Below are 17,350 nucleotides of genomic sequence, written 5' to 3' on the forward strand. Positions count from 1 at the left end.
CGGGCCATCGCTGTGACCGGACAGCCGGGGCCCGGCCGCAGGGAGGCCCCATGAACGGCTACGACCTCATTGACGACGCGTTCATCGACACCACACCCGACGCCGTGTGGGCCGCGCTCGTGGCGGAGCTGCGCGGCGCGGCCCGCTGGTGGGTCCCGCACAACACCTTCGCGCCCGGCGCGGTGCCGCCCGACCAGGTGGGCGGCGAGACACAGTGGACCGTCCACACCAAGGGCGTGGACAAGGGCGGCATGAAGCTCCGCTTCACCAGCCGCACCCGCGCGGTCGACCCCGGCAGGCGTCTGGCCACCGAGTACGTGGACGGCGCCTTCCGCGGCAGCGCGGAGTTCGTCCTCGACCCGGTGGACGGCGGGCGGCGCACCCGCCTGTCCCTGCGCTTCAGCGCCGCCCCCCAGGGTGGGCTGCGGCTGCTGGCCAAGGTCGCCGACATCGGGCTGCAGCACTCCAAGGCCACCCAGGACGCCTTCGCCAACCTCAACGCCCTGCTCGCCGGGAGCCCCCGGTGAGCGCCGGGACCGCTGGGACCTCCGGAACCGGGACCGCCGGAGCCCCCGGGAGCGCCAGGACCGCTGGGGCCGCCGTTCGGTTCGTCGCCACCGATGACGGCGCCAGGCTCGCCACCAGCGTGTTCCTCCCCCAGGAGGGGCCGAGCCGCGTGACGGTCGTGCTCGCCCACGGCTGGGCGGCCGCCCGCCCGATGTGGCGGCCGGTGGCCGAGCGCCTGGTCAGGCAGGGCCACGCGGTGGTCACCTATGACCAGCGCGGCCACGGCGCCTCCACCCTGGGCCGCGAGCCCATCGGCGTGCGCAGGCTCGCCGAGGACCTCGCCACGGTGCTGTCCGCCGCGCCGCCCGGCGGCGACGCCGAAGACGTCGTCGTCGCCGGGCACTCCGGCGGAGGATTCGCGGCCATGGCGTACGCGGCGGCCGACCCGGAGCGGGCCGCCGCCCGGCTGCGCGGCCTGGTGCTGCTCGGCACCGCCGCGCACGGCCAGGACACGCCCGACGGCGAGGTCAAGATGATGGGCAACCCGCTGTTCGGCTGGGCGCTGAAGCGGCCCGCGCTCGGCAGGCTCCTGCTCCGCCAGACCATGGCGCCCGGGGCGCCCAAGGCCGCGGCGGAGGCCAACCGGCGGATGTTCGCCGACCTTCCCGGAGAGGTGCGCGCCGCCTGCTTCGCCTGCTCGCGAGGGATGGACCTGCGGCGGGAGCTGGCCTCGGTGACCGTTCCCGCGCTCGTCCTGGCCGGTGACGCCGACAAGATCATCGATCCGGAGCTGGGTGAGGCGGTCGCCGCCGCGCTGCCGTACGCCCGGTTCGAACGGGTGCCGGGCGCGGGGCACACCCTGCCGCTGGAGGCCCCCGGCCGGATCGTCATGGCGGTCACCGAACTCGCGGACCGCTGAGACAGGGCGCTGAGACAGGGCGCTGAGACAGGGCCTGAGACAGGGCCTGAGATGGGGCCGGAGACGGGGGTCTGGGACCGGGCCTGAGACCGGGCCTGAGACGACCGCGCATGCGGCTGAGCCTCCTGACTATGGATCATCTCGGGCCGCCGGGCTTGACTGATCATCATGACAGAAAGGGGCCGGACCGCTTACGGACACCAGGGAGATGCTGACGTGAACATCCCGACGTCAAGCGAGCACGGTGTGGCGGGGCTGCCCGACCACCTGCTCGGCTTCGCTCTCATGCACGTGGCGATGCGGCGCGACGCCCGCAGGCTCGTCACTCTCGCCCCGACCCTGCCGGAGGAGGCGCTTCCCCGGGTCGCCGACTGGTGGCGGCAGGTCCGCGAGGTCATCGACTGGCATCACCGCAGCGAGGACAACGTGGTCTGGCCGGAGCTGCGCCGCCGCGTACCGGGATTCGCCGCCGACGAGAAGGCGATGGCCCATGACCACGTGGCACTCGACCAGGCCATGGAGGCCATGACGGGCGTCCTGGCCCCCGGCGGGCACCGCCCCTCGCTGCTGCCGGCCGCCCGCTGGTTCGAGGACCTCGTCCTGGAGCACCTGCGGCTGGAGGAGGCCCTGGTGTTCCCGGCCTTCGGCCGGATCGGCGCCCCCGAATACCTGTCCATCGAGCGGCGCGTGCTCGCCCGCGCCCCGTTCGGGGTCCTGACCTTCCTGTATCCGTGGATGCTCGACGAGGCCGACCCCGCGGCCGCGGCCAAGGTCTCGGCCACCGTGCCGCCGCCGGTCCGGCTGCTCGGCTCCACGGTGCTGCACTGGCGCTATTACCACACGAGGCGCTGGTGGTGACATCCGATCATGGAGGACGCATGCGCACCGCGCCCAACAGTGACCTCGTTCTGTCCTGCCGCAGGATCCGCCACAGCTTCGGCACGCAACTGGTGATCGACGACATGTCCTTCGACGTGCACGCCGGCCAGGCCCACGGCCTCACCGGCGACGACCAGTCGGGCAAGACCACCGCCATCCGGATCGCCAGCGGGCTCATGGCGGCCGATCGCGGCAGCGTGCTGCTGGACGGCCGCCCGATCGACGAGATCCACCCGCTGCGGAGGTCCATCGGCTACGTCGCCCAGAACGTGGCCACGGTCCCCTCGCTCACCGTCGCCCAGACCGTCCGCTTCTGGGCCAGGCTGGCGCGCGTCCCCCAGGAGCAGCGCGAGGACCACGTCGGCGAGGTCCTGGCCCTGACCGGGCTGCAACGCCACGCCGACACCCCGGTGGGCGCCTGCCCGGGCGGCGTCCTGCGCCAGCTCAGCCTCGCCGTCGCGTTGCTCGGCCGGCCGCGGCTGCTCGTCCTGGACGAGCCCGGGCGCGGCATCGACCCACACAGCAGGGAGCGCCTGCTGCTCACCCTGGCCCGGCTGCGCGACGACGGCCTGGCCCTCATCTACGCCGGACGCGACCGCGCCGAAGTGGCCTCCCTCTGCGACCACGTGAACGTCCTTCCCTCACGACGCGAAACCCTGCGCCGGGAAACCTTGCGCCGGGAAACCCTGCGCCGGGAAACCTTGCGCCGGGAAACCTTGCAACGAGAAACCTTGCAACGAGAAACCTTGCAACGAGAAACCTTGCGATGAGAAAGAGGGCTGACGTCATGACATACACTGCTCGGCGCCCGGTGGCCGCTCCTCCCAAGCGTGGCTGGGCCTCACCTCTGTTGTGGCTGGCCACGGTGGCGATGGGGTTGATGGCCGGATTGTTCTATGCCTTCTCGGTGTCGGTGATGCCGGGGCTGGCCCAGGCTGACGATCGTGCGTTCGTGCTGGTGATGAACCGGATCAACCAGGCGATCGAGAACCCCCTCTTCGGCCTGACGTTCTCCGGGGCTTTCGTCCTCACTGTTGCCGCCGCCATCGCCCAGTATCGGATGGGCCTGCGGGCCGCCGCCCGCTGGACCTTGGCGGCTCTGGCCCTGTACATCGTGGCGCTGGCCATCACGATGGGCGTCAACGTGCCGCTCAACGACGAGCTGGCCAAGGCCGCCGAGGACTTCACGGCCGCCCGCGACAACTTCGAGGGCCTCTGGAACGTCACGAACAACGTCCGCGGCCTGGCCTGCACCCTGGCCCTGGCCTGCCTGGCCCGCTCCCTGACGCTGCAGGGCCGGGGCGAGCGGGCGTGACCGAGCGGCCCGGCCGCCCCGCGGGGTCAGGCGTAGGCCAGCAGGCGGTCGGGTTCGCCCGCCCCGAGCGGGCCGGCGAGCATCCGCCTGCGGTAGTCCTGCGGGCTGATCCCGCGCACCCGCTTGAAGGCCGCGCTCAGGGCGAACGAGCTGCCGTAGCCCACCTTCCTGGCCACCGTCGAGATCGTCGTGTCCGACTCGCACAGCAGGTCGGCGGCCAGGGCGAGCCGCCATCCCGTGAGGTAGCTCATGGGCGGCTCGCCCACCAGCTCGGTGAAGCGACGGGCCAGCCCGGCGCGCGAGACCCCGGTGCGGGCCGCCAGCTCCGCCACCGTCCAGGGGTGGTCCGGCCCCTCGTGCATCAGGCGCAGCGCGGGCCCGACCACCGGGTCGTGCTGTGCGCGGTACCAGGCGGGGGCGCCCGCGCCCGGGCTGGCCAGCCACGACCGCAGCATCCTGATCAGGATCAGGTCGAGAATGCGGTCCAGCACCAGCGCCTGCCCCGGCTCGCCCTTGCCGGTCTCCTCGGCCAGCAGCGAGATGAGCGCCGTGTCACCGGCCTCCGCGGGCCTGACCAGCAGGGGAGGGAGCGCGGCCAGCAGCCGCTTGCCGATCTCGCTGTGCATCTGGTACGTCCCGCTCAGCATCAGCGCCGCCCCGTCGGGCCGCTCGCCCCAGGTGCGCACCCCGAGGTTCATCGACTCCCGCAGCTCCTCGCCGCGCAGCGTGGTGCAGCGCTGGCCGGGATGGATCACGATGTGCGGCGGCGTGCCGGGCGAGTCGCCGATCGTGTACGGCTCCGGCCCCCGCGCGATGGCCACCTCACCCGGCCGCAGCGGCACGGGCTCACCGCCGGCCGGAACCAGCCAGGCCTCACCCCGGATCATCGTGATCAGGGACAGCGGCGCGCGGTCCTCGATGCGCAACGACCACGGCGGGTCCATGACCGTCCTGAGCAGGAAGGCGCCCTGCGCCCGCGGCCGTTGCAGCATGCCCGTCAACGTGTCGTCAGTCAGTGTGCCCATGATCTGATCGTAGACGCTTGCGTATAGAATAGCCATATATTGGCAATAATCGTCTAAGTGTTTGATTCAGGGAAGGACCCCGCAATGCTGTACGACGTGACGCTGGTGCTCGCCACCGTCGCCACGGGGCTGATCGCCGGGCTGTTCTACGCATTCACCATCTGCGTCATGCTCGCGCTGCGCCGCACGGGCGACCGCGTCTTCATCGAGGTCATGCAGCGGATCAACGCCGCGATCCAGAACGGCTGGTTCGCCCTGGCCTTCCTCGGCGCCCCGGTGTTCCTCGGCGTGGTCCTGATGCTGGACTGGCGGGCGGGGCGGGGCTTCGCTCCCGGCGTGGTGGCCGGGGGAGTGCTGTACGTGGTGACGCTGCTCATCACGTTCGGCGCGAACATCCCGCTCAACAACCGCCTCGACGCGGCCGGGCAGCCAGATCGCATGGCCGACGGGGCGGTGGTGCGCCGCCGTTTCGAGGGGCCATGGGTGCGCTGGAACCTGCTGCGTACGCTGACGTCCGTGGCCGCGTTCGCCTGCCTGTGCTGGGCGCTGCTCACGGTGGAGTGAACCGGAAATATGTTGGTTTTAAGTGAAAAATCAGGATAAATAGGCTCGGGAAACACGCCGTTAGTGGTCCCGTAACAGCCGCCAGGCATGCTCGGAGCCATGGGATTCTTGCGCATCCGGACCACAGTGGACGAGCGGCCCGGGCGGCTGGCCTCACTCGCCTCGGCCCTGGCCGCCAGGGGCGGCAACATCCTCGGCCTGAGCGTGCAGTCCGACCATGACGGCACCGTGGACGAGTTCGTCGCCGACATCCCCGCCGGCGCCGAGACCGTGCGAGAGGCCCTGGAGGCTGCCGGCGGGCGCCGGGTCCAGGTGGTGGCGGCCACCGCACACGAGCTGACCGACGAGCCCACCAGGGCGCTGCTGCTGGCCGCCCGGCTCCGGGCGATGCCGTGGCGGCTGCCCGAGCTGCTGGCCGAGTTGCTACGCGCGGACGACGCCCGGTGGATCTATGGTGAGGCGGTGAGTGATCTTCCCGACCCCACCCAGCTCGTCGTGCCCGTGGCGGCCCGCCGCGCGGTGCGGCTGCGCCGCGCGGAGCTGCCGTTCACGCTGACCGAGGCGGCCCGGGCGGCCGCCTTCACCCGCCTCGCCCGGCCGGCCCTCGACCAGGGCGCCGCGGCGGAGCGCGGGATCAAGCTCTCCGACGGGGTGGAGGTCACGATCCGCCCGCTCACCGCGATCTACCGCGAGGCCGTCCGCGACCTGCACGACAGGTGCTCGCCCGAGTCGCGCAGGTTCCGCTACTTCACCTCGATGCCGGCGCTGCCGCCGCGGATGTTCGACCGGCTCTGTGACCGGAGCCGGGGGCACTCGCTGGTCGCCGGGCACGACGGGCAGGTCGTGGCGATGGCGAACCTGGTGTTCACCCCGGATCCCGGCATCGCCGAGATGGCCTTGCTCGTCGAGGACCGCTGGCAGGGGCGCGGGCTCGGCACCGCGCTGGCCAGGATGGTCGTACGGGCGGCCCGCGACCTGGGATACGCCGAGGTCAAGGCCACCATGCTGGCCGACAACGCGACGATGCGCAGGCTGCTGGTCTCCCTGGGCGCCACACTCGGCTACACCGACGACCCCGGCGTGGTCGAGGCCAGGCTGCCGGTGGGCGCGATGGCCTCAGCCTAGGCCCTCGTCCCGCTCCTCGTCCCCCTTGCTCGGAAGGGTGCCCAGGTGGCGCTCGATGCGTTCCAGGCTCTCCTGGATCTGCGCGAGGCGCTCGTTCAGCCCGGCGCCGCCGCCGAAGAACATCTCGGTGGCCGGTCGTTCCTTCGAGCCGTGGCCCACGCGGTCGAGCAGGCGCTGCCGTACGTCGGCCAGGTCCGCGCCGGCGTCGGCGAGCGCCTGGGCGGCCAGGCCCTCGCCCTCTCTGATCAGTCCCAGCAGGATGTGCTCGGTCCCGATGTAGTTGTGGCGCATCTGCAGCGCCTCGCGCAGCGACAGCTCCAGGACCTTCTTGGCGCGCGGCGTGAACGGGATGTGCCCGCCGGGCGACTTGGCGCCGCTGCCCACCTCGCGCGCGACGAACCCGCGTACGTGGTCGAGCCGCACCCCGCAGTTTTCCAGGACCAGCGAGGCCAGTCCCTCTCCCTCGTGGATGAGGCCGAGCAATATGTGTTCCGTGCCGATGTAGTTGTGGTTCATCGTCCGCGCCTCCTCCTGGGCGAGGACGACGACCCGCCGAGCACGGTCGGTGAAACGTTCGAACACCAGGGGCCTCCGTTCGACTGGGGGGCTGCCTCCACTATGCGCTAGAAAATCGGCTGTGTGGGGTATTTGTCCTGTGTGGATCTTGACGAGGTGGCCGACAGGCTCTACTCGCTGCCGCCGTCGGACTTCACCGCCGCACGTGCGGCGGAGGCCCGCGCGGCCAAGGAGACGGGCGACGTACGGCTGTCGCGCGACATCGCGAAACTCCGCAGGCCCACGGTGTCCGCCGCGGCGGTCAACCGGGTCGCCCGCGAACAGCCCGAGGAGCTGGCCCGGCTGCTGGAGGTGGGCGAGCGGCTGCGCGCGGCCTGGGAGGAGCAGGACGCCGCGGCGCTGGCCGAGCTGACCCGGCGCCGAGGGGAGGTCACGGCCAGGCTGGGCCGGCTCGTGCGGCAGGCAGGCGACCTGTCGGCGGCGGTGGGCGCCGAGGTGGACCAGACCCTGGAGGCGGCCGTGGTGGACGCCGAGGCGGCCGCGCAGGTCCGCGCCGGGCGCCTGGTCAAGCCGCTCAGCTACAGCGGCTTCACCCCGGCTCCGGTGACCCGGCGGCGGCCCGCGGCGGCCAGGAAGTCCGCCGAGGAGTCGGCGGAGGAGGCCAGGAGGCGCGAGGAGGCGCGTGAGGAGGCGCGGGCGCGGGAACGCCGCGAGGCCGAGGCCGCCCACCGGGAGTGGCGCGAGGCGCTGGCGGCGGCCACGAAGGAGCACGACGAGCGCGCGGAGGAGGTCGCCGGTTTGGAGCGGCGGCTCGCCGAGGCGCGTAAGCGGCTCGACGAGAGCAGGCAGCGGCTGGAGGTCACGCAGCGCGAGGAAAGGCACGCGCGGCGGCGGCTGGAGGTCTAGAGTGTACGAAACGGTTTCGTACACCTGGGAGTGATGATGGCATCCTGGACCCCCGCCGACATGGCCGACCTGACAGGCAAGGCGGCCATCGTGACCGGCGCCAACAGCGGCATCGGCCTGCCCACCGCACTGGAGCTGGCCAGGCACGGCGCCCGCGTCGTCGTGGCCGCGCGCAACCCCGGCAAGGGCCGCGCCGCGGTCGAGGAGATCCGGCGGGCGGTGCCCGGCGCGCAGGTGGAGTTCGGCGAGCTCGACCTGGCCGACCTGGACTCCGTCCGGCGCTTCGCCGCCGGTGTGGACCGGGTCGACCTGCTGGTCAACAACGCCGGCGTCGGCATGATCCCCAGACGGCTCACGAAGGACGGCTTCGAGCTGCAGTTCGGCACCAACCACCTGGGGCACTTCGCGCTCACGGGACTGCTGCTGCCCCGGCTGCTCGCCGCCCCCGGCGCCCGCGTGGTCAACGTCTCCAGCGACGCGCACCGGATGGGCCGGCTCGACTTCGACGACCTGGGCATGGAGCGCGGCTACGGCAAGGTGAGCTCGTACGGGCGCTCCAAGCTGGCCAACCTGCTGTTCACCTTCGAGCTGCAGCGGCGCGCCCGGCGGGCCGGCGCGGACCTGACCACCGCGGCGACCCACCCCGGCGCGACCGCCACCAATTTCTTCAACCTGGGCATCCTGCGGCCCCTCGCGGGCCTGTTCCTGAGGTCGGCGGAGGCCGCGGCGGTGTCCTCGCTCTACGCCGCGACCTCACCCGACATCCACGGCGGCGAGTTCGTCGGCCCCAAGCTCAACCTGATGACACCCTCCGCCGAGGCCCGCTCCGAGGAGGTCGCCCGGCGGCTCTGGGAGGTGTCCACCGAGCTGACGGGCGTACGATTCGAGGAGATCGCCTACCACTGAAGGATTCGCACGTTGGCTTCACTCGACCCCGAGCGCGACAGGGCCATTCTCGATGCCACGCTGGAGCTGCTGTCGGAGGTCGGCTACGACCGGATGTCGGTCGACCAGATCGCCAAGCGGGCCAGGGCCAGCAAGGCCACGATCTACCGGCGCTGGGCGGGCAAGCCGGAGCTGGTGGTGGACGTCATCTGCCGGCGGTTCGACATGGACACGCCGCCGGTGGCGGACACCGGCTCGCTCCGCGGCGACCTGACCTCGGTCTTCCACGGGCTGTGCGAGCTGGTGGAGCGCAAGCATACGCTGATCATGGGGCTGTCCTCGACGCTGGTGTCCCACCAGGAGCTGGCGCGGACGCTGCGCGCGCACATGCCGACCAGGGATCTCGGCGGGGTGCGGGCCCTGCTGGAGCGGGCCCTGGCCCGCGGGGAGCTGGCCGGGCCGGTCGATCCCGGGCGGCTCTTCGCGGTGGCCGAGGCGCTGGTGTGGCACCAGATGATCTTCGCCGGGCCGCCGTTCGACGTGGGTTTCGTCGAGCGGTCCGTGAACGACGTGCTGATGCCGCTGACCGAGGCGTGGTCGGTGAAGGGGCCGGCGGTTGGGTCGCCGGATGGGTCGGTGAAGGGGCCGGCGGACGGGTCGCCGGATGGGTCAGCGAACGGCGTGCGCTAAGTAGGCGCAGACCGGGAAGCCCTCCCGCGCGTAGGGCGCGGCCAGGCGGGTGTAGTGGGCTCTGATGAGCTCCACGGTCTCCGGCGGCTGCCTGCCGATCATCCCGAAGCGCGGGCCGCCCGCCTGCACGACGTCGGTCCACCAGGTCGCCAGGTCCACGTGGTGGCGCCAGCGCACGGTGTCGACGGCCGCCCGCGTGAAGCCCGCCTCCTCCAGCAGGGCGATGAAACGTCGCGGCGTGTCGTTGGCGGTGAACGGGCGGGAGGGCGGCTCATAGGGGATCCGGGCGGCGGCGATGGCCTCGGCGAAGACGTTGGTGGCGGTCATCTCGTCGGCCTTCCACCAGGTCAGGGCGATCGTCCCGCCCGGGCGCAGCACGCGGCGCAGCTCCTTGAGCGCCTTGCCGGTGTCCGGCACGTGGTTGATGACGAAATTTCCGGCTATGGCGTCAAAAACCTCGTTCTCGAACGGCAGGTCGGGCAGCACGGCCGGCCGGATCGTCGCGTACGGGTGGCGCCGGGCGGTCAGCTCCAGCATGACGGGGTCGGCGTCCACGGCGGTGACCTCGGCGCCCAGGGCGAGCGCCGCCGCCGTGACCACGCCGGTGCCGCAACCGACATCGAGCAGGCGGGGGGCGAGACTGTCTCGGGCGATGGCCAGGAGCGGGCCGACGGTGTGGGAGCTGAGATGGGCGAAGCCGCGGTCGTAAGCTTCGGCGTTGGTCACCCGCCTAGCGTAACCCAGCCCAAGAACCTAACAATTCGATGTGAAATTACGCCTCAAAAGCTGGTTTTTCGGGAAATATCGCTCGTAAGGTCGTCGCCATGACCCTCGACGCCTTCATCGATGCGCTGCCCAAGGTCGAGCTGCACGTCCACCTGGTGGGCTCGGCCTCGATCCCGACCGTGCTGGAACTCTCGCGCCGCCACCCCGGCAGCGAGGTCCCCACGAGCGAGGAGGAACTGCGGCGCTACTACACCTTCCGCGACTTCCCGCACTTCGCCCAGATCTACCGGACCGTCAACAGCCTGGTGCGCGAGCCCGAGGACGTGGCCACCCTGGTCCTCGGCCTGGCCAGGGACCTGTCCGGGCAGGGCGGCCGGTACGCCGAGCTCCAGGTCACCCCCTACGCCCACCACATCGTCGGGATGCCGATGCGCGAGGTGACCGAGGCGCTGGACCTGGCCGCCCGCCGCTCCCTGGACGAGCACGGCGTCGAGATGACCTACATCTTCGACATCCCCGGCGAGTACGGCGAGGAGGCCGCCAGGATCACCGTCGAGCACGCCCTCCAGGAACCTCCCGCCGCGCTGGTAGGTTTCGGCATCGGCGGCATCGAGCAGGAACGCGTGAAGTACCAGGCCGCCTACCGGGACGCCTTCGCCGCCGCCCGCGCGGCCGGGCTGCACAGCGTCCCGCACGGCGGCGAGATGTCCGGCCCCGAGACGATCTGGGAGGTGATCGAGGGCTACGGCGCCGAGCGCATCGGCCACGGCATCAACTGCCTGGCCGACGAGCGCCTGGTCGCCCACCTGCGCGACACCCAGCTCCCCCTGGACGTCTGCCCCACCTCCAACGTCTGCACCGGCCAGGTCGCCGCCATCGGCGACCACCCGCTGCCCCGGATGCTGGAGGCGGGCCTGTACGTCACGCTCAACAGCGACGACCCGCCCATGTTCGGCACCACGCTGGCCCAGGAGTACCGCGTGGCGGCCGGCGTCTTCGGCTTCGGCCGGAAGGAGCTGGCCGACCTGGCCAGGAACGGCGTCCAGGCCTCCTACCTGCCCGGAGAGCGCAAGCAGGCGCTGCTCAAGGAGATCGACGATCTCCTCGCGACCGGCGCCTGAGAACCCACGGCCACGGCCGGACGACGGGCGCCCAAGCGAACCCGGCGACCGGCCGGGAGCCGCCCGCCGCTCGCCCAGCCGCGTCAAGGCGACTCAGGGGGAGGACGGACGGCCCAGCTCCAGGGGGATCTTGGCGGCCGCGGCCCGGTCCAGCAGGAACAGCGTCCGCCCCCGGCCCCGCGCCCCCGCCGCGGGCACCTGGAAGGGACCGGAGTCCGACAGCGCCATGCGTACGGCACCCGACTTCTCCGCGCCGGCCGCCACCACCCAGACCTCGCGCGCGGCCTGGATGGTGGGCAGGGTCAGTGAGATGCGGGTCGGCGGCGGCTTGGGGGAGCCGTGCACCGCCACCACCGGCCGCGTGTCGTAGAGCGCGGGCATGCCCGGGAACAGCGAGGCCACGTGCGTGTCCGGCCCCAGGCCGAGCAGCATCACGTCGAACCTCGGCACCGGCCCGTGGTCCTCCGGCCGGGCGGCCTTGCGCAGCTCGGTGGCGTAGGCGTCGGCGGACTCCTCGGCCGTCATGCCCGCGTCGGGGCCTGACATGACGTGCACCCGCTCCGGGTCCACGTCCACGTGGTCCAGCAGGGCCTGGCGGGCACCGGTCTCGTTGCGCTCCTCGTCGCCGGTGGGCAGGAAGCGCTCGTCACCCCACCAGACGTCCAGGCGCCGCCAGTCCACGGCGTCGCGGGCGGGTGTCGCCGCGATGGCCGCGAGCGTGGCGAGGCCGACCGTGCCACCGGTCAGCACGATCGACGCCGAGCCCTTGGCCGACTGCACATCGACCAGGCGCGTGATGATCCGGGCCGCCACGGCCTTGGCCAGGACGTCGGCATCGCGGTGCACGACCACGGTGGGAACGCTCACGGTCATCCTTTGTACGTCCTGGCGAAACGCTTGACCGCCGCTTCGTAGATCTCGTCACTGTCGAGTCTACGCAGTTCCTCGGCCATCAGCTCCGAGGTCTGCCGCCGGGCCAGGGCCACGTTCCGGTCCGGCTGGCCGGGCCGCGACAGGGTGGCCAGCCGGGAGTCGGTCCTGGTCACGGCCAGCTCGCCGTCGCTGAGCTGCAGCCGCACGGCCGTGAGGCCGGGCCCGGCCGACTCGGTGACCTTGATCGGCGCCCCGAGGCGGTCGGACAGCCAGGCGGCCAGCAGCGAGGCGCTCGGGTTGCCGGCGGCGGCCTCCACCACGCCCTTGCGGACCTTGCCCACCGGCTGGTCGAACGCGGCGGCCAGCAGGCTGCGCCACGGCGTCAGCCGGGACCAGGCCAGGTCGGTGTCGCCGGGGGCGTAGCCCCTGGCCCTGGTCACCAGCGACTTGACGCCGCCGTGGTCGAAGCCCCTGGCGTCGGTGATCCGCCGCTGCGCGAGGGCGCCGATGGCGTCCTTGGCCGGCGCGTCCGGGGCGGCGCCCGGCCACCACACCACGACCGGCGTGTCGGGCAGCAGCAGCGGGCTGACCACGGAGTCGGCGTGCTGGGTGAGCTCGCCGTAGAGCCGCAGCACCACGACCTCGCCGGGGGTGGACTCGCCGATGCGCAGCTCCGCGTCGAGCCGGACCGGCTCCTCCGCCTCGCGGGTGATCACCACGATGATGCGCGAGGGGTGCTCGCGGGCGGCGTCGGTGGCCGCGCGCAGGGCGTCGTACTGGTGGCGCTCCTCGGACACCACGACGAGCGTGAGCACCATGCCGATGGCGGGCGCGCCCATCTGGTGGCGCAGGTGCGTGAACTGCGCCGAGATCTTCCCGGCCGTCGTGTCCGACAACATGAACGTCGTCACGACCCCTCCTTCGTCGTTCGCGGGCCAGTCGATCGCGTGCCGGCCGGTGTGAAACCAGTGGGTCTCGGGCGCTCGCTCACTAGAGCCTCCTCCACACGCGCCCGTCGCGGGCCATCATCGCGTCGGCCGACGGCGGCCCCCACGACCCGGACTCGTACGGCTCGGGCTGGCCCTGCGTGGCCCAGAACTCCTCGATCGGGTCGAGGATCTTCCACGACAGCTCGACCTCCCGCTGGTGGGGGAAGAGCGGCGGGTCGCCGATCATCACGTCCAGCAGCAGCCGTTCGTAGGCTTCCGGCGACGACTCCAGGAACGACTCCCCGTAGGCGAAGTCCATCGAGACGTCGCGTACCTCCATGGCCGTGCCGGGCACCTTGGAGCCGAACCGCACCGTGATGCCCTCGTCCGGCTGCACCCTGATCACCAGCGCGTTCTGGCCCAGGATCTCGGTGTCGTCCTTGCTGAAGGGCAGGTGCGGCGCCCGCTGGAACACCACCGCCACCTCGGTCACCCGGCGGCCGAGGCGCTTGCCGGTGCGCAGGTAGAACGGCACGCCCGCCCAGCGCCGGTTGGCGATCTCCAGCTTGACGGCGGCGTAGGTCTCGGTGGTGGAGTCACCCGAGATGCCCTCTTCCTGAAGGTAGCCGACGACCTTCTCGCCGCCCTGCCACCCCGCGGAGTACTGGCCGCGCGCCGTGTTGAGCCCCAGGTTGGCCGGCAGTCGCACGGCCTTGAGCACCTTTTCCTTCTCCCGCCGCAGCGCCGAGGCGTCGAAGGAGGTGGGGTCCTCCATCGCGACCAGGGCGAGGAGCTGGAGCAGGTGGTTCTGGATCACGTCGCGGGCCGCGCCGATGCCGTCGTAGTAGCCCGCGCGCCCGCCGATGCCGATGTCCTCGGCCATGGTGATCTGCACGTGGTCGACATAGCCGCGGTTCCAGATGGGCTCATAGAGGTTGTTGGCGAACCGCAGCGCCATGATGTTCTGGACGGTCTCCTTGCCCAGGTAGTGGTCGATCCGGAAGATCGAGCTCTCCGGGAAGGCCGAGGTGGTGATCTCGTTCAGCTCGTGCGCGGAGCGCAGGTCGTGGCCGAACGGCTTCTCGATGACCACCCGCCGCCACGAGCCCTCCGGCGCGTCGGCCAGGCCGGTGCGCTTGAGCTGCTCGACCACCACGGGGAAGAACTTCGGTGGCACCGACAGGTAGAAAGCGTAGTTTCCGCCCGTGCCCCGGGTCTCGTCGATCTCGGCCAGAGCCATGGCCAGCGCGTCGAACGCGCCGTCGTCGCTGAACTCGCCGGGCACGAAGTGGATGCCCTCGCGAAGCTGCTTCCAGACCTCCTCGCGGAACGGCGTCCGGGCGTGCGCCTTGACGGCGTCGTGCGTCAACTGCGCGAAGTCCTGGTCCTTCCAATCCCGCCGGGCGAAGCCGACCAGGGAGAAGCCGGGCGGCAGCAGCCCCCGGTTGCCCAGGTCGTAAATCGCCGGCAACAACTTGCGCTTGGCCAGGTCGCCCGTCACGCCGAACAACACCATCACGCACGGCCCCGCCACCCGGGGCAGCCGCTTGTCGCGCGGGTCGCGCAGCGGGTTGGCGGCCAGCACCTCCGCGGTGGTGGCGGTGCCCGCGACGGCGGCCGCGGCGGTGACGGCGTCCTCCGCGGGTGCTGCAGGTTCTGTCATCTCAAGCCTCCTGTGCGGCTGCGAGCAGATGCGCGACTCCCGCCGCGCGGTCGGTCAGGTGCAGGCGTACGGTCGGCCGCCCGCGGGTTTCGAGCGCCTCCAGGTCGCCGAGCGCCTGGGCGAGCTGGAGCCGCCCCAGCGTGTAGGGCCTGCCGGGAACCGGCACGTCCTCCGTCACCGCACCGGTGATCTGCAGGAACACCCCGTTCTGCGGCCCGCCCTTGTGATATTGCCCGGTCGAGTGCAGGAATCTCGGCCCCCACCCGAACGTCACGGGCCGGTCGGTACGCAACGCGAGCAGCGCCCGCAGCGTCGCCGCGTCGGCCATCATCCAGGCGTCGGTCATCTGCTCGAAGTCGGCCCCCTCCGGCACCGGGGCGTCGAACGCCGCCACCCGGTCCAGGTAGGCCATGATCGACAGGTAACCGGTGGCGGGTATGGCGTGCAGCACCTCGGCGAACACCCCGGGCAGGTCCTTGGCCGTCGGCGAGCCGTAGACCTCGACGGGGCCGTCCACGAAGGCCGGCGCGCCGGTCGGCAGGTCGGGCAGGGCCAGCAGGGCAGCGGTGTTGTCCTTGGACTCGGTCACGTTCGGCTGGTCGAAGGGGTTGATCCCGAGCAGCAGCCCGGCCACGGCGGTGGCGTACTCCCACACCAGGAACTGCGCGCCCAGCGGCCCGTCCACCCGCACGTCGCCCGGATCTGACTCGATCGCCACGACCAGCTCGTCGCTCGTGCCGTTGGGGTCGGCGGCCACCACGGGCAGGATGCCCCTGCCCTGCTTGCCGGTGGACTCGGCGACGAGCTGCTCGATCCAGTCGGGCAGCCCGTTGACGGCCGAGAGCCGGTCTTCGAGCACCAGCTTGTCGCGCCCGCCCAGCGCCGAGCCGCCGAGCGCCGCGCCCAGGTCGAGCCCGGGGTTGCCGGTGTCGCGCGACAGCAGCGGCAGGATCTCCTCGGCGTCGTCCAGCAGCCGCTCCACGTCGGCGCCGGCCAGCGCGGCGGGCACCAGCCCGTAAGCCGACAGCGCCGAGTAGCGCCCGCCCACGTCGGGCACGGCGAGCACCAGGTGGTGGCCGGCCTCGGCCGCCCGGCGCGCCAGCGGCGAGCCCGGGTCGGTGACGACCACGACACGGCCGGCGGGCTCGATGCCCGCCTCCGCGAACAGCCGCTCGTAGATCCGCAACTGGCAGTCGGTCTCCACGGTCGTGCCGCTCTTGCCGGCCACGACCACGAGCGTGGCGTCGAGCCGCTCGTCCAGCGCGCGGCGCACCTGCTCGGGGTCAGAGGTGTCGAGCACGGTGAGCGGCACGTCGGCGGTGGCGCAGATGACCTCCGCCGCCAGCGACGAGCCGCCCATCCCGGCCAGCACCACGTTCGTCAGGCCCTGCGCGCGGGCCTGCCCGGCGAGCTTGCCCAGCTCGGGCAGCAGCTCGCGGGAGCGGCGGGGCAGCGTCAGCCAGCCGAGCCTGAGCGCCGCCTCCGCCTCGGCGTCCTCGCCCCACAGCGTGGGGTCGCCGCCGGCGAGCCGCGCGGGCACGCCGTCGGCGATGAGGCGCCCCGCGACGGAGGCGGCGGCCGAGGCCACCGCCTCGTCGCGGTAGGAGACGTCCATCACGGGACCAGGTTCTTGGTGACGCTCTCCAGCAGCTCGTTCCAGGAGGCCTCGAACTTCTCGACGCCCTCGTCCTCCAGCACCTTCACCACGTCGTCGTAGTCGACGCCGGCGTCCTTGAGCGCGGCCATGGTGTTCCAGGCCTGCTCGTAGTACGGGCGCACGGTGTCGCCGGTGACGTTGGCGTGGTCGGCCGTCGCGTCGAGTGTCTTCTCCGGCATCGTGTTGACGGTGCCGGGGGCCACGAGCTGGTCGATGTAGAGCGTGTCGGAGTATTCCGGGTTCTTCACGCCGGTCGAGGCCCACAGCGGCCGCTGCGGGCGGGCGCCCGCGGCGCGCAGGCGCTGCCAGCGCTCGGAGTTCATCACGTCCTCGTAGGCCGCGTACGCCAGCCGGGCGTTGGCCACGCCCGCCTTGCCCTTCAGCTCCGGCTTGCCCAGCTTGTCGAGCCGCTTGTCGATCTCGGTGTCCACCCGGCTGACGAAGAAGGAGGCCACCGAGTCGATCGTGGCCAGGTTGAGGCCCTTGGCCTGGGCCGCCTCGAGGCCGGCCAGCCAGGCGTCCATGACCGCGCGGTAGCGCTCCAGGGAGAAGATCAGCGTGACGTTGATGCTGATGCCCTCCGACAGGGCCTGCGTGATCGCGGGCAGCCCCTCCAGGGTCGCCGGGATCTTGATGAACAGGTTGGGCCGGTCCACCATCCACCACAGCGACCGCGCCTCGGCGACCGTCTTCTCGCTCTCGCGGGCCAGGCGCGGGTCCACCTCCAGCGAGACGCGGCCGTCCACGCCGCCGGTGGCGTCGAAGGCCGGGCGCAGCACGTCGGCGGCCCAGCGGATGTCGTAGGTGGTGATGGCGCGCACGGCCTCGCCCACGTCCACGCCGCGCACGGCGAGGTCGTGGAGCTGGGCGTTGTAGGCGTCGCCCTTGCTGAGCGCGTTGGCGAAGATCGTCGGGTTGGAGGTCACCCCGACCACGTTCTTGTCGCGGATCAGCTGCTCCAGGTTGCCGCTGCGCAGGCGCTCGCGGCTGATGTCATCGAGCCAGATGGAAACGCCCTGGCCGGACAGCTTGTTCAGGATCTCACTCATC

18 protein-coding genes and 1 pseudogene are annotated in these 17,350 nt (G+C 72.0%); 11 read left to right on the forward strand and 8 right to left on the reverse strand.

Annotation, left to right across the window (positions count from 1 at the left end; genetic code table 11):
* The first annotated feature begins 50 nt into the window (after positions 1–50).
* The 5 genes from ABGB18_RS18065 (at position 51) to ABGB18_RS18085 (ending at position 3,620) form a co-directional block, all read left to right on the forward strand.
* Positions 51–527, forward strand: coding sequence for an SRPBCC family protein (locus tag ABGB18_RS18065; RefSeq protein WP_347696669.1), 477 nt, complete (start codon positions 51–53; stop codon positions 525–527).
* Positions 524–1,426: an alpha/beta hydrolase gene (locus ABGB18_RS18070; RefSeq protein WP_347696670.1), complete on the forward strand. Its 903-nt coding sequence runs from the start codon at positions 524–526 to the stop codon at positions 1,424–1,426. Before ABGB18_RS18065 ends, ABGB18_RS18070 begins: the two co-directional genes overlap by 4 nt.
* Before the next feature lie 216 nt (positions 1,427–1,642).
* A complete protein-coding gene (locus tag ABGB18_RS18075) occupies positions 1,643–2,284 on the forward strand; it encodes a hemerythrin domain-containing protein (protein ID WP_347696671.1) in 642 nt (213 codons plus the stop codon).
* A gap of 20 nt (positions 2,285–2,304) precedes the next feature.
* Positions 2,305–3,075 carry an ATP-binding cassette domain-containing protein gene (locus ABGB18_RS18080; protein ID WP_347696672.1) on the forward strand — a complete coding sequence of 257 codons (771 nt, stop codon included), beginning with the start codon at positions 2,305–2,307 and terminating at the stop codon, positions 3,073–3,075.
* Positions 3,076–3,092: 17 nt separating this feature from the next.
* A complete protein-coding gene (locus tag ABGB18_RS18085) occupies positions 3,093–3,620 on the forward strand; it encodes an anthrone oxygenase family protein (RefSeq protein ID WP_347696673.1) in 528 nt (175 codons plus the stop codon).
* Positions 3,621–3,646: 26 nt separating this feature from the next.
* On the opposite strand, the gene ABGB18_RS18090 is transcribed toward ABGB18_RS18085, so the two are convergent.
* The gene (locus tag ABGB18_RS18090; protein WP_347696674.1) at positions 3,647–4,645 is read right to left on the reverse strand and encodes an AraC family transcriptional regulator; all 999 of its coding nucleotides are present in this window, start codon (positions 4,643–4,645) and stop codon (positions 3,647–3,649) included.
* 84 nt (positions 4,646–4,729) lie between these two features.
* On the opposite strand from ABGB18_RS18090, the gene ABGB18_RS18095 reads away from it, so the two are divergent.
* Positions 4,730–5,209 carry an anthrone oxygenase family protein gene (locus tag ABGB18_RS18095; RefSeq protein ID WP_347696675.1) on the forward strand — a complete coding sequence of 160 codons (480 nt, stop codon included), beginning with the start codon at positions 4,730–4,732 and terminating at the stop codon, positions 5,207–5,209.
* 99 nt (positions 5,210–5,308) lie between these two features.
* Positions 5,309–6,334, forward strand: a complete 1,026-nt coding sequence (locus ABGB18_RS18100; protein WP_347696676.1) for a GNAT family N-acetyltransferase — start codon at positions 5,309–5,311, stop codon at positions 6,332–6,334.
* Positions 6,335–6,499: 165 nt separating this feature from the next.
* Here the strand turns inward: ABGB18_RS18100 and ABGB18_RS18105 are convergent.
* Positions 6,500–6,916 (reverse strand): annotated as a pseudogene (locus tag ABGB18_RS18105) (Clp protease N-terminal domain-containing protein); the annotation flags it as partial.
* Positions 6,917–6,991: 75 nt separating this feature from the next.
* On the opposite strand from ABGB18_RS18105, the gene ABGB18_RS18110 reads away from it, so the two are divergent.
* From ABGB18_RS18110 to ABGB18_RS18120, 3 genes are read left to right on the forward strand one after another with little or no spacing between them, the layout of a single operon-like run.
* A complete protein-coding gene (locus ABGB18_RS18110) occupies positions 6,992–7,756 on the forward strand; it encodes a hypothetical protein (protein WP_347696677.1) in 765 nt (254 codons plus the stop codon).
* Positions 7,757–7,789: 33 nt separating this feature from the next.
* Positions 7,790–8,662, forward strand: a complete 873-nt coding sequence (locus ABGB18_RS18115; protein WP_347696678.1) for an oxidoreductase — start codon at positions 7,790–7,792, stop codon at positions 8,660–8,662.
* Between the two features lie 12 nt (positions 8,663–8,674).
* The gene (locus tag ABGB18_RS18120; protein WP_347696679.1) at positions 8,675–9,331 is read left to right on the forward strand and encodes a TetR/AcrR family transcriptional regulator; all 657 of its coding nucleotides are present in this window, start codon (positions 8,675–8,677) and stop codon (positions 9,329–9,331) included.
* On the opposite strand, the gene ABGB18_RS18125 is transcribed toward ABGB18_RS18120, so the two are convergent.
* Positions 9,311–10,057, reverse strand: coding sequence for a class I SAM-dependent methyltransferase (locus ABGB18_RS18125; protein ID WP_347696680.1), 747 nt, complete (start codon positions 10,055–10,057; stop codon positions 9,311–9,313). The genes ABGB18_RS18120 and ABGB18_RS18125 overlap by 21 nt on opposite strands.
* A gap of 98 nt (positions 10,058–10,155) precedes the next feature.
* Between ABGB18_RS18125 and add the strand changes: the two genes are divergently transcribed.
* Positions 10,156–11,178, forward strand: a complete 1,023-nt coding sequence (add, locus tag ABGB18_RS18130; protein WP_347696681.1) for an adenosine deaminase — start codon at positions 10,156–10,158, stop codon at positions 11,176–11,178.
* A 93-nt stretch (positions 11,179–11,271) separates the two neighbouring features.
* On the opposite strand, the gene pgl is transcribed toward add, so the two are convergent.
* The 5 genes from pgl to tal all read right to left on the reverse strand — a co-directional run bounded on the left by pgl (position 11,272) and on the right by tal (position 17,349).
* A complete protein-coding gene (gene pgl / locus ABGB18_RS18135; RefSeq protein WP_347696682.1) occupies positions 11,272–12,045 on the reverse strand; it encodes a 6-phosphogluconolactonase in 774 nt (257 codons plus the stop codon).
* A gap of 2 nt (positions 12,046–12,047) precedes the next feature.
* Complete coding sequence (gene opcA / locus ABGB18_RS18140) at positions 12,048–12,962, reverse strand: glucose-6-phosphate dehydrogenase assembly protein OpcA (RefSeq protein WP_347696683.1); 915 nt, start codon at positions 12,960–12,962, stop codon at positions 12,048–12,050.
* 79 nt (positions 12,963–13,041) lie between these two features.
* Positions 13,042–14,643 carry a glucose-6-phosphate dehydrogenase gene (gene zwf / locus ABGB18_RS18145; protein ID WP_347696684.1) on the reverse strand — a complete coding sequence of 534 codons (1,602 nt, stop codon included), beginning with the start codon at positions 14,641–14,643 and terminating at the stop codon, positions 13,042–13,044.
* Between the two features lies 1 nt (position 14,644).
* A complete protein-coding gene (locus ABGB18_RS18150; protein ID WP_347696951.1) occupies positions 14,645–16,258 on the reverse strand; it encodes a glucose-6-phosphate isomerase in 1,614 nt (537 codons plus the stop codon).
* On the reverse strand, positions 16,258–17,349 hold the full coding sequence (gene tal / locus ABGB18_RS18155) for a transaldolase (protein WP_347696685.1): 1,092 nt from the start codon (positions 17,347–17,349) through the stop codon (positions 16,258–16,260). The genes ABGB18_RS18150 and tal overlap by 1 nt, the downstream gene beginning before the upstream one ends.
* Between the last annotated feature and the right edge of the window lies 1 nt (position 17,350).

Source organism: Nonomuraea sp. B12E4 (assembly GCF_039871825.1).
GTDB lineage: Bacteria > Actinomycetota > Actinomycetes > Streptosporangiales > Streptosporangiaceae > Nonomuraea.

Bases quoted from the DNA above. Each gene is read 5' to 3' on its own strand.
- ABGB18_RS18150 (WP_347696951.1), bottom strand. From the start codon at position 16,258: ATGGACGTCTCCTACCGCGACGAGGCGGTGGCCTCGGCCGCCGCCTCC.
- tal (WP_347696685.1), bottom strand. From the start codon at position 17,349: ATGAGTGAGATCCTGAACAAGCTGTCCGGCCAGGGCGTTTCCATCTGG.
- ABGB18_RS18100 (WP_347696676.1), top strand. From the start codon at position 5,309: ATGGGATTCTTGCGCATCCGGACCACAGTGGACGAGCGGCCCGGGCGG.
- ABGB18_RS18065 (WP_347696669.1), top strand. From the start codon at position 51: ATGAACGGCTACGACCTCATTGACGACGCGTTCATCGACACCACACCC.
- add (WP_347696681.1), top strand. From the start codon at position 10,156: ATGACCCTCGACGCCTTCATCGATGCGCTGCCCAAGGTCGAGCTGCAC.
- zwf (WP_347696684.1), bottom strand. From the start codon at position 14,643: ATGACAGAACCTGCAGCACCCGCGGAGGACGCCGTCACCGCCGCGGCC.
- ABGB18_RS18090 (WP_347696674.1), bottom strand. From the start codon at position 4,645: ATGGGCACACTGACTGACGACACGTTGACGGGCATGCTGCAACGGCCG.
- ABGB18_RS18080 (WP_347696672.1), top strand. From the start codon at position 2,305: ATGCGCACCGCGCCCAACAGTGACCTCGTTCTGTCCTGCCGCAGGATC.
- ABGB18_RS18115 (WP_347696678.1), top strand. From the start codon at position 7,790: ATGATGGCATCCTGGACCCCCGCCGACATGGCCGACCTGACAGGCAAG.
- ABGB18_RS18085 (WP_347696673.1), top strand. From the start codon at position 3,093: ATGACATACACTGCTCGGCGCCCGGTGGCCGCTCCTCCCAAGCGTGGC.
- ABGB18_RS18095 (WP_347696675.1), top strand. From the start codon at position 4,730: ATGCTGTACGACGTGACGCTGGTGCTCGCCACCGTCGCCACGGGGCTG.